Origin of the sequence: Thiorhodococcus minor (genome assembly GCF_010820565.1) — a bacterium.
Classification (GTDB): domain Bacteria; phylum Pseudomonadota; class Gammaproteobacteria; order Chromatiales; family Chromatiaceae; genus Thiorhodococcus; species Thiorhodococcus minor.
The window spans coordinates 56721-68080 of the sequence record NZ_JAAIJQ010000030.1; the positions used below are offsets into that span (position 1 = coordinate 56721).

The 11360-nt window shown below is 66.4% G+C and carries 8 protein-coding genes and 1 pseudogene; 2 read left to right on the forward strand and 7 right to left on the reverse strand.

The features are described 5' to 3' along the window. Positions 1–4: 4 nt before the first annotated feature. The 7 genes from G3446_RS11880 to G3446_RS11910 all read right to left on the reverse strand — a co-directional run bounded on the left by G3446_RS11880 (position 5) and on the right by G3446_RS11910 (position 8315). The gene (locus tag G3446_RS11880) at positions 5–1729 is read right to left on the reverse strand and encodes a BatD family protein (protein ID WP_164453046.1); all 1725 of its coding nucleotides are present in this window, start codon (positions 1727–1729) and stop codon (positions 5–7) included. A 59-nt stretch (positions 1730–1788) separates the two neighbouring features. Continuing rightward, on the reverse strand, positions 1789–3534 hold the full coding sequence (locus G3446_RS11885; RefSeq protein ID WP_164453047.1) for a tetratricopeptide repeat protein: 1746 nt from the start codon (positions 3532–3534) through the stop codon (positions 1789–1791). Then, on the reverse strand, positions 3531–4604 hold the full coding sequence (locus G3446_RS11890) for a VWA domain-containing protein (RefSeq protein WP_164453048.1): 1074 nt from the start codon (positions 4602–4604) through the stop codon (positions 3531–3533). Before G3446_RS11890 ends, G3446_RS11885 begins: the two co-directional genes overlap by 4 nt. Further along, on the reverse strand, positions 4597–5637 hold the full coding sequence (locus tag G3446_RS11895) for a VWA domain-containing protein (protein WP_164453049.1): 1041 nt from the start codon (positions 5635–5637) through the stop codon (positions 4597–4599). Before G3446_RS11895 ends, G3446_RS11890 begins: the two co-directional genes overlap by 8 nt. After that, a complete protein-coding gene (locus G3446_RS11900; RefSeq protein WP_164453050.1) occupies positions 5630–6214 on the reverse strand; it encodes a DUF4381 domain-containing protein in 585 nt (194 codons plus the stop codon). The genes G3446_RS11895 and G3446_RS11900 overlap by 8 nt, the downstream gene beginning before the upstream one ends. Continuing rightward, positions 6214–7131 carry a DUF58 domain-containing protein gene (locus tag G3446_RS11905; protein WP_164453051.1) on the reverse strand — a complete coding sequence of 306 codons (918 nt, stop codon included), beginning with the start codon at positions 7129–7131 and terminating at the stop codon, positions 6214–6216. The genes G3446_RS11900 and G3446_RS11905 overlap by 1 nt, the downstream gene beginning before the upstream one ends. A gap of 227 nt (positions 7132–7358) precedes the next feature. Further along, positions 7359–8315: an AAA family ATPase gene (locus G3446_RS11910; protein ID WP_164453052.1), complete on the reverse strand. Its 957-nt coding sequence runs from the start codon at positions 8313–8315 to the stop codon at positions 7359–7361. 801 nt (positions 8316–9116) lie between these two features. On the opposite strand from G3446_RS11910, the gene typA reads away from it, so the two are divergent. Further along, a complete protein-coding gene (typA, locus tag G3446_RS11915) occupies positions 9117–10931 on the forward strand; it encodes a translational GTPase TypA (RefSeq protein WP_164453053.1) in 1815 nt (604 codons plus the stop codon). 128 nt (positions 10932–11059) lie between these two features. Further along, a pseudogene (locus G3446_RS11920) lies at positions 11060–11283 on the forward strand (transposase); the annotation flags it as partial. Positions 11284–11360: the final 77 nt, after the last annotated feature.

Consider the following 11360-nt stretch of genomic DNA (forward strand, 5'->3'; position numbering starts at 1 on the left):
GCTATCAGGAGCCGGGGTTGAGGGCTGGCAGGGCTGCCCAGCGCAGGCGTCCGTCCTCGCCGCGAGTGCGCCGAAGCAGGCCCGCTCCCGGGCGCAGCTGTGCCATGAGCTCGCGCTTCCAGCGTTTGAAGTCGATGGATTGCTGTCCGTAACGCGCGGAATCTAGCTGGCGCATCAAATGCTCCAGCTTCTGCGGATCTGCGGCGGGCCGATGCGCGAGGATCTGCTGACTCAAGGCGGGCCGCGTCAAATCGCCCTGATTGCTCGCGCATGCGCGAGCCTGCTGCTCGAAGAGTGCATGCCATTCCAGAGGTGTCGAGGCGCGATTCGCGCGACGGATGCACCGGCTCATCTGAGTGCTGGCCGGCAGCATCCGCCAGAAGGCTGCACGCGCCTTCGACAGCAGCAGGGTCGGCCGCAGACCGGCCAGATAGGGAGCTGCCTTTCTCGCCAGCAAGCCGATGCCGGCTCGAAGCATTCGCCACATCGCGCCGAGAGAGGCCCGGCCGAGCTGCCAGGGCCGTCCGCGGAAAAGCACGCCCACCCAGTAGCCAACCACCAGCAGTCCGAGCCCGGCTAGGGGGATCCAAATCTTCGCCCAGCCCGACATCGTGAGCGCGGAGGCGGAGAAGCCGAAGGGACCACCGCCGCGAACGCTCAGCGTCTTGAGCGGCAGGCGCGTGACCTCACGCACGCCGAGGTCGATATTCCACCAGGCGATGCTCATCTCGGGCAGGGTGATGCGCCCACCGACCTGGGGTACCAAGGTGTAGTATTCGGTCCGGGTCGCGGAGAGGCGGCGCTCGTCGGAGGACAGCTGCGTGTCCGTCAGCGTCTGCTCGCGGTAAACGCGAAAGTCCGTGCCCTCGAGCTGGTTTTCCATGGTCGGGAGCTGAACCGCCGTTGCGCCTTCGCCGCGGATCTCGATCGCCAGAGTCACCGGCTGCCCTGGGGCTAGCGCCCCCTCGCGGTCCAGGCTCGACTTGAGCGACAGGGATCTCAGCGGCAGCCAGGGGCGAACCGAGGTCATCGAGGGGCGCACCTGCACCTGAATCGTCCGCCCTGGGCGCGCCTCATAGCGTTGCGTCAGGCCACCCACCACCTGCTCGCCCGTGACCTTGATCTGGGGCAGCTTCAGATCCCCAGCACGCAGAGGGACCACGCTCAGCAGGAAGCTATTGACGATCTCGCGCCGGCCGTCCCGCTGCCGGGTGCCGGTGTCTGGACCCTTGAGCGTCTTGAACAGAAAGTCGCTCGACGGCGGCAGCTCCAGATCCGCGGTGCTCAGGTTATCGCTACTGACGACGTTCAGGTGAAGGACAACAGGCTGCTGGAGATAGGGGTCCAGCTCCTCCAGCCGCCATTCGATCTTGGGCGGCTGGCCGCGCGTGGCTGGAAAGGATTGTTGTCCGTAGCCCTGCTGCCAGCTTGGCTGCTGATAGCCGGGATAGCCGTAGGGCATCTGGCCGCGACCCTGCGGCGCACTGAGTGGCTGCGCCGGTCGCGCCGGATAGCCAGGCGGCGTGCCCTGGGCGTTGCTGGGCGGAAGCGGCCGAAAGCGCGGGTCCTGCGTCTGCCCCGGCTGTCGCGGCTGGACCTGTTGAGGCTGCGCCTGCTGCCCGTAGTAGGGCGGTGCATAGTAGGGCTGACCGTAGCCCCCCGGGCCATAGCGGTAGGGCTGCGCCATGAGGGGCTTGATGCTTGCGCCCGCAAGCAAGAGCGCAAGCATCAAGCACGTCGCCTGCCTGACCGCCGGGTAGGACGCCGACCAAACCAAATCCCAAGCCTTTACCATGGGCGCGTCTCCCGCCAGCCGCCGGTCGCACCCTGGGCCTCGCGCAGCTCTTCGATGCGGAACTGGTTGCGCATGAGCAGCGTGGGATCACCCTGAATCTGTCTCAGCCGTTGCTCCATGGCGGCCATGCCGGGACCGCCCATGAGCCGCAGACCATCGAGCGACGGCATCTGACCTTCGCGCGTCTCCGCGTCTTGGTCGGTCCCCGGCTGGAAACCGAGCTGGTCGAATTGGTCGACGGCCTTGGCCTGCTGCGCATCGACGCTTTGGGGCAGCTCGGGCGGCTTTGCGGCGCCTCGCGGACGCGGAGGCCCGACCTGCTCGGAATCTTGGCGCTCTTCGCGACCACGTCCAGTCTCGTCCTCGCGCTCTGTCTCCTCTCTGCCGCCGCCCGCGTCGCTTTCTCGCGGCTCTTGCTCGGAGCCGCCCTTGTCCGCCTCGCCTTCCTTCTCGCCGCCGGCCTGGTCGCGCTCCTCCTCGCCGCCCGGGGCCTTCTCGTCGGTCGGCTCCTTGCGCTCGGACGCGCGCGTACCCTCGTCTTCGCCCTTCTGCCCGGATTTGTCCTCAGGCTGCTGCATGTCGCGCTCCTCGCCACCCTGCTCGCCTTCCGGACGCTGCTCCTTGGGCTCGCCCTCCTGATCTTGCTCCGCGGCCTCTTGGTCGGGCGCGGCACCGTCCTCTGAGCGCTCCTGCTCATCCTGTCGCTTGCCGGACGCTTGATCCTTGGAGTCCTCGCGGTCGCCAGCCGAGCGATCGGTCTCCTCGCCAGAGGCCCCGCCGCCGGTCGACTCCTCGGTCTTCGAGCCTTGCTGCCCGGTCTCTTGCTCCGACGCGTCGCCTCCACCCTCGGATTCGTCGCGCTCGCTTCCCTGGCCCTCGCGGCTTTCCTGACGACCGGTGTCACCGGATTGCTCGTCCTGCTGACCCGACTCACCCTTCGATTCCTCGCCTTGCTGCTCCTGCGCGTCCGAGGAAGAGCCGGATTCCTGTGGCTCGCCCTCTCCGGATTGCTGCTGCTCGCTCTCCTGCTGCTCGCCGGATTGCTGCTGCTCGCTGGAAGACTCCTGCTGCGACTGCTCTTGCTGCTCGGACTGCTCCTGCTGGCTGGAAGACTCCTGCTGCTGGGATTGCTGATCCTGCGACTGCTCCTGCTCGGATGGCTGCTGCTCCGAGCGCTGCTCTTCTTCGGATCGCTCCTGCTGCGCGGATTCCTGCTGCTCTTGCGATCGGCGCTGCTCCAGGGACTGGTCGCGGCGGTCCTGCTCGCCCTTGTCGCCCTCGGTCTCCTCCTGCGCTTCCTCCTCGGCCTGGTCGCGGAACTGCTCCTGCTCCAGGCGCGCCAGCATGGCACGGGTCAACGCCAGGTTGTAGGCAGCATCCTCATGGGAAGGATTGGTGCTCAGAACCCGCTCATAGGCCTTGGCGGCGCCGGTATAGTCGCCGAGCTGGAAACGGCTGTTGCCCAGGTTGTACTGGGCATCCTCGCCGGAGGCACCATCGATGGCCTCGCTGAAGGCGCGCTCGGCCTCTTGATAGTCACCCTCGCGATAGAGGGCGACACCCTTGCGATAAGGGTCCTTGAAGGCAGCCGCCGCGGTCTCGTAGTCGCCGGCGAGGTAGGTGTCATAGGCCTTCTGCTCATCCGTGCGCAGCCAGTCCGCATGCGCCGGCAGTGCGAACAGGCCGAGGGTCGCGCCGATAGAAGCGGCAAGGCGTATCGCGTGCTCGCGCAGACTCATGAGCTGGCACCCCGCGAAGACTGGGGGGCAAGCCGGCCGCGCCGCGCGCCCTTGCGTGCTCCACGGAACTGGGGCAGCAGCAGGGCAACGAGCACCAGGACCGGCAGCCAGAAGCGCTCGTTCCAGATCCGCGTGCTGGTGTCGCTCGCCTCCGGCGGACGATGACTCAGGGTCGCTGCGGCGAGAATCTGGTCCGTGTCCGAGTCGCGATAGTCAGCGCGCAGATAGAGCCCGCCACCGGCCTGCGCCAGGCTCTCCAGCAGCCGCTCATTGAGGGCCGAGCGCACCGGCTTATGGTCGGGGTCGGCCGGATCCACCACCACGCCGCCCTGAGGCGCCGGCACCGTCGCGCCCTGAGGCCCGCCGACGCCCAGCGCGTGGAAGCGCACGCCCTGCGCGGCGAGCCGCGAGACGCGATCCCGCAAGCCCGGCTCGACGAGGTCCCCGTCCGAGATCAGCAGAATGGCCCGCGCACTGTCCTCGGGCAGGCCGGCGAGCAGGCTCTCGGCCCGATCCAGCGCCCGCGTCAGACTGCTTCCCTGGAGACTGGGGCTGGCCAGGTCGACGGAGAGCGCAGGCAGCGTATTGAGAATACTGGTGGAATCCTCTGTGATGGGCGACAGCACATGGGGCACAGAGGCGAAGACGATCAGCCCCAGGCGCACCTCGCGATTCTTGACGATGAGATCCTGCAGCTCTTGACGGGCACGCCCGAGGCGGCTGGGACTGACGTCCTCGGCCAGCATGGAGCGCGAGATATCCAAGAGCACCAGCAGATTGTTGCCGGGGTGGAAGAGGCGCACGTCGTCATAGTCCCAGCGCGGACCGGCCATGGCGACCAGCAGCAGGGTCCACAGCAGGCTCCAGCGCAGGAAGCGGCCCCAACGCTCGGTGGCCCGCAGATCGCGCGCGCCCGTCAGATGGGGCAGCAGGTGCGGATCCGCATAGCGGTGGATAGGCCCCTTGGCTGCACGCGCGGCACTGCGCACGAGCCAAATGGCGACTGGGACGATGGCGAGCAGCCCCAGGAGCCAGAGCGGTTGGTCGAAGTGAAAGCCTTGATTAGCCACTGGCAAGCCTGCGCAGATAACGCTTGCGCCCCTCGGGGAAGAGGCCGAGCGCGAGCAGCGCCAGCAGCGCGATCCCCAGGGGCCAGCGGTAGAGGGGTTTGGGCAGGAAGGCGGTGCGCGCCTCGGCCTCGGTCTTCTCGAGCTGGCCGACGCGGGTCGAGATCTCCTCGAGCGCCCGGGTATCGGTCGCGCGGAAGTAGCCGCCGCCGGTCAGGCCGGCGATCTCCTGCAGGGTTTCCTCGTCCATGGTGAGGTCGTCGCGATAGCGCACCCTACCGTCCTCGAAGATGGGGATGTCCTTCTGCTTGCTGCCCACACCGATGACATAGATGCGCGTGCCGGTGGCGCGCGCCAGCAGTGCTGCCTCCTTGGGTCCGAAGCTGCCCGCGTTGTTGTCGCCGTCCGCGATCACGATCATGACGCGCGACCCCTCCGGGCGCTCACGCAGCTTGCCGACGCCGAGCGCAATGGCGTCGCCAAGCGCCGTCGCCGGCCCGGCGATCCCGGGCACGACGCCGTCGAGCAGCTGATGCACGGCGTGACGATCCAAGCTCAGCGGCGAGAGGATGAAGGCCTGGCTGCCGAAGAGGATGAGCCCAACCCGGTCGCCGTCGCGGTTGTCGATGAAGCGTCCCATGACGCCCTTCACCACCGCCATGCGGTTGACCTGGCGGCCCTCGACGGTGAAGTCGAGCGCCTCCATGGAGTGTGAGGCATCCACGGCGATCATGAGGTCGTAGCCAGGCGTGCTCACTTCCGTATAGGGCGTCAGCCACTGTGGGCGCATGAGGGCGACGACCAGTGCGATCCAGAGCAGATAGAGCAGCGCCCGGTGCAGCCAGCCGGCCAGTTGCAGCCGGGGCCGGCGCACACTGAAGGCGGCTCGCAGCTCGTCGAGCCGCGGATGGAGCAGCGTCTCGCGCTGCCCCTCCAGGGTCTCCTCGACCTGCTCCCCGCGATCCGGCCAGAGGTAGGGCAGGATCCATGGGAGGGGCAGCAGCAGCCCGGCCCAGGGCCAATGGAATTCAAACATGGCCGCCTCCTGCAGGCGCGGAGGCCGACCTCGAGCGCCACCGTCGCCAGCGACGCCGTTTGGGCTCGCGCGCGCTTACCCAGCCCTCGGCGGCCTCGATCAGGGCCATGAGGTCTTGTGCGGTGACACCCGGGGGTGCATAGGGGGCGACCAGCAGCGGCTGGCCGCGCTCGCGCCAGGCGAAGCCGTTGGGATCCTGCGCCTGCAGCCACTCCAGCCAGGCCGGACCCGTGAGGCCGGCACAGGCCGGACGCCCGAGCCGCGCCATGGCGATGCGGCGCAGCAGCTCCGAAAGCTCGCTCGCCGTCGCCTTCGGGTCCTGTCCGCCTTGCGCACGGCGCCGGAGGTCCCGCAGGGCAGCGGCGGCATCCCAGCGCCAGGTCCCCAGGGTGATACCAGGGATCGGCACGCGCAGGCTCAAGGGCGTTCGCCAGCGCCAGATGGCATAGCCGATCAAGAGGACCGCCCCCAGGATCAGCCACCAGCCCGGCGCCGGCGGCCACCAGGGGATCGACGAAATGTCCCGGATGTCCCGGAGCTGCGGAGCCTGCTGGAGGGGTGAGAGAATCGGATCCATCAGACTGCCCGCGAGCGCGCGCGCTGCTCCAGATTGCGAATGAGGGTGAGGTGGATCTCGGTGTCGGTGCGCACGGGCAGCATCACGATGTGCAGCCGGTGCGCCATGGCCTGGAGCCGCTCGCGCCGCTCTTCCCAGGCCTGGAGGTAGAGCCGAGCGGCCTCGGCGTCGTCGGTATCGATCTCGACCAGCTCGCCGTCCGTGCCCGTGAAGGTGGCGACGCCCATGGATGGAATCTCCCAGTCCGCCGGATCGTCGATGGGGACGAGTGCGACGGTATTGCGCTGGCAGAGCCCACCCAGCACCTGCTCCAGACCCATGGCGTCGCGATTCAAGTCGGCAATGACGAAGACCAGAGAGCCGGTCGGCAGACCCGAGGTTGCGCGCCTGAGCGCGCCACTCAGACAGTCGACCGAGGGATGCGTCTCCGCGCCCGGCTCGCTCAGCGTGCGCAGCAGCTGCCAGAGCGCGCGCCGGCCGCGCGACGGCCTGAAATGCTGCAGCCCGGCCTCTGGATCGCCGAACACCAGCCCACCCACCCGGTCGTTGAGACGGCTCGCGGCCCAGCCGATGAGCGCCGCCGCGCGCGCGGCCTGAACGGACTTGAAGGTGCCGCGCGTACCGAACCCCATGTGCGGTCCCTTATCGACGCAGAGCACGACCGAGCGCTCGCGCTCCTCGCGGAAGATCTTCATGTGCGGCTCATTGGTCCGCGCCGTGACCTTCCAGTCCATGTAACGAATATCGTCGCCCTCGCGGTACTCGCGCACCTCCTCGAAGTTCACCCCGGCGCCGCGAAAGACGGAGGCATAGAGACCGGCGAAGGCCGAATTGACCAGATGATGCGACTGCAGCCCCAGGGTATGGGCCTGATGACGAAGCTCCAGCAGATCGTCGAGTCTTGGATAGAGGCTCATTCGCAGTCGTCTGAGGTGCTCGAATGTGGATTGATGTCGGGACCGGCGCCAGTGCAAAGCGGCCATGGAGTGAGGAAGGGCGTAGGGTGGACGAGCGAGAGCGAAGTCCACAGAGGTCCGCGCCAACGCTGGTGGACTGCGCTGCGCTTGTCCACCCTACAGCCTTCCGACCCTATCGTGCCGACACTCAGGCCACACCCACCGCGAGCACGGAGTACCAGCCACGCCTAGGGAATCGCAACCAGGGACAGCAACCGCTGGATGAAGGAATCCGTGGTGATGCCCTCGGCCTCGGCCTCGAAGGTCAGCAGCAGCCGATGCCGCAGGATCTCCGGCGCAACCGCCTGGATGTGGTGGGGCGCGACGAAGTTGTCGCCGTCCATCCAAGCACGAGCGCGCGCGCAGCGGGCCAAGGCGATACTGGCACGCGGCGAGGCGCCGAAGCGGCACCAGCGGCCGAGATCCTTGTCGTAGAGCTTCGGCTCCCGCGTGGCCTGCACCAGATCCACGATGTAGCTGTGCAGCTTGGGGTCCAGATAGAGGTTGGCGACATCGCGACGCATCGCGAAGAGCTCCGCCTGGCTCAGCCGCTTGGCCGGAGGCGCATAGCTGTGCTGCTGTTGCTGGCTGTCCAGCTCCAGGATCTTCAGCTCCTCGTCGCGGGTCGGATAGGTCACCACCGCCTGCATCAGAAAACGGTCGAGCTGCGCCTCGGGAAGGTGATAGGTCCCTTCTTGCTCCACCGGGTTCTGGGTCGCCAGTACCATGAAGAGCTGAGGCAATGGATAGGTCTTCTGGCCGACGGTGATCTGATGCTCCGCCATCGCCTCCAGCAGCGCGGACTGTACCTTGGCCGGGGCGCGATTCACCTCGTCCGCAAGCAGCATGTTGTGAAACAGTGGACCCTGACGAAACTCGAACTCGCCCTTTTCGTGGCGATAGATGTCCGTTCCGATGAGGTCCGACGGCAGAAGATCCGGAGTGAACTGGATGCGGTGGAAATCGCCGTCCAGGGATTCGGCCAAGGCCTTCACGGCCGTCGTTTTGGCCAGCCCCGGCATCCCCTCCACCAGCAAGTGACCATCGCTGAGCAAGCAGACGAGCATGCTGTCGATGAAGGATTGCTGGCCGATGATGCGTGAGGCGATGTGCTCGCGAACGGCATTGAGGTCGGTGGGCGTCATGCTCTTGTACTTCTAAGTCCCGGGGTGGCGGTAAGTGAAGTGGCGAAGCGCCTGGCGGCGTCGCAATCGCCGCGGTCGAGCCCGCGGTCTGTCCTCCTCTCCGCGTATGCTGTGCCTTTTCCGGGTCGAGCGCAACCCTGGTCAACTACCTGATTATATTGATTTATAGGCCCATTTGGTGGGACGGGGTCCGCGCAGTCACCCGATCCGCCTAGGCATCCAAGTCGTCATGGCAGCGGCAGGCGCGACAGCGCATCTCCATCCCTAGCCGTCACGGACAATCGCATTTGTTCACAAGTGTCAACACCGGCCACAGCCGCGTAGCCAACCCCGGAAGGCCGCACTTCCCCCTAGACGCAAAAATCGCTAAACATCTGATTCAAAAGCGCTTTTATGAGCGGTCAAAATTTGTGCAATCTGTTTCGAGCCCAGGCGCCAGGGGCACTCCGAGCCTGTTCCCGAAACTTGTGCACATAGTTATCCACAGCTTCTGTGGGCATCTTGGAAAAGTCCTTGATGGGCGACCTGTTGCGACGAAATGAAGATGAGGAGTCGAAGCATTGACGGCTAAATCTTTCGCCCAGCATTTCAGAAGATGCTGAATTTGCTGCCATGGCAGGCAAGACGTCTAACGGCACGGCGGACTCGAGCCACACAGTCGTTATCGAATTCGGTATATACTAGGCGGCTGGCCACATCCGGGCACATCGTCCAGGCGCACGGCCATTGCCCCACCCTTTATTTCACAGTCCGAGCCGACTGCCGTTGGCCGGTGCTGCTATTCCCCGGAGCCTTGCCGCCGTGATCGAGACCCTTCGCAACATCGCCATCATCGCGCACGTCGATCATGGCAAGACCACCCTGGTGGACAAGCTCCTGCAGCAGTCAGGCACCCTGGGCGACCGCTTCGGACCAGTGGAGCGCGTGATGGACTCCAACGCGCTGGAGAAGGAGCGCGGCATCACCATCCTGTCGAAGAACACGGCGATCCGCTGGAACGACTACCGCATCAACATCGTCGATACCCCAGGCCATGCCGACTTCGGCGGCGAGGTGGAGCGCGTGCTCTCCATGGTCGACTCCGTGCTGCTGCTGGTCGACGCCCAGGAAGGCCCCATGCCGCAGACGCGCTTCGTCACCAGCAAGGCCTTCGCGCACGGGCTGCGGCCGATCGTGGTCGTGAACAAGATCGACCGCCCCGGCGCGCGCCCGGACTGGGTCATCGACCAGGTCTTCGACCTCTTCGACCGCCTGGGCGCCACCGACGAGCAGCTCGACTTCCCCATCGTCTACGCCTCCGCGATCAATGGCTTCGCCGGGCTCGATGACAGTGTCGACAGCGGCGACATGACCCCGCTCTTCGAGGCGATCGTCGAGCACTGCCCGGCACCCGAGGTCGACCCGGACGCACCCTTCCAAATGCAGGTCTCGACCCTGAACTACAGCTCCTACGTCGGCGCCATCGCGGTCGGACGCATCCGCCATGGCAGCCTGCGGCCCAATCAGCAGGTGGTGGTCGTCAAGCGCGACGGCGAACGGCACAAGGCCAAGATCGGGCTGGTCTACGGCTACCTGGGACTGGATCGGCACGAGGTGGATCTCGCCACCGCCGGAGACATCGTCGCCCTGACCGGCATCGAGGCACCCAATGTCTCGGACACCCTCTGCGACCCCGAGCACGTCCATGCGCTCCCCGCCCTGACCGTCGACGAGCCGACCGTGACCATGACCTTCCAGGTCAACACCTCGCCCTTCGCGGGCAAGGACGGCAAATACCTGACCTCGCGCCAGCTCAAGGACCGGCTCGAGCGCGAGCTCATCCATAACGTCGCCCTGCGCGTCGAAGAAGGCAACGACCCCGAGAAGTTCCGCGTCTCCGGTCGGGGCGAGCTGCATCTGTCCATCCTGCTCGAGAACATGCGCCGCGAGGGCTTCGAGATGGCGGTCTCGCGCCCGGAGGTCATCTTCCGCGAGATCGACGGCCAGATCTGCGAGCCCTACGAGCAGCTCACCGTCGACCTGGACGAATCCTCCCAGGGCGCCATCATGCAGGCCCTGGGCGAGCGCCGCGCCGAGCTCAAGGACATGGTGCCGGACGGCAAGGGCCGCGTCCGCCTGGACTACGAAATCCCCTCGCGCGGCCTGATCGGCTTTCAGACCGAGTTCATGTCCCTCACCTCGGGCAGCGGACTCAAGTACCACGTCTTCGACCGCTACCGCCCCGCCAACATGGGCGGCATCGCGCCGCGCCGCAACGGCGCCTTGATCTCCAACGCCACCGGCAAGGCGCTGGGCTACGCGCTGTTCAACCTCCAGGAGCGCGGCCGCATGATGGTCTCGCCCGGCGAGGAGGTCTACGAGGGCCAGGTCGTCGGCATCCACTCCCGCGACAACGACCTGACCGTCAACCCGCTCAAGGCCAAGCAGCTGACCAACATCCGCGCCTCAGGCTCGGACGAGAACATCCTGCTCACCCCGGCCGTGAAGTTCACGCTAGAGCAGGCGCTGGAATTCATCGAAGACGATGAGCTAGTCGAGATCACCCCCAGCGCCATCCGGGTGCGCAAGCGTTTCTTGAAAGAGCACGAGCGCAAGCGCGCCAGTCGCAGTGGCTGAGACGCCCTGATATCGATTGAGACGCCCTGTGCCGCCGGCGAGGTCGCGCCGGGACGGTCGATCAAGAGACTGGATTCACCCATGCCTATCCGGTTGCCTCCCACAGGCAGCCGGCATGCTCTGCGCGGATGCCAACCGATCTGCCGCAGGATCTGCCGACGCCGAAGTCCCTTCCCGACTTCCAGCGCATTTTCCCGAACGAAGCTGCCTGTATCGACTACCTGTACGCGCGCTGCTTTCCCAACGGCATCGAGTGCCCTCGCTGCGGCGGCACTGGAGAGCCGTTTCGCTTTAGCAATCGATCTGGGGTTGTCCGCTGCCGGTCTGTAGGCGTGACACACGCTTGACCGCACCTGATTATTAACAAGGCTCAGCCAGAACCAGGAGCCGATGCGGCATGGGTGGCGTATGCACCGCGGCCGAGCCCAG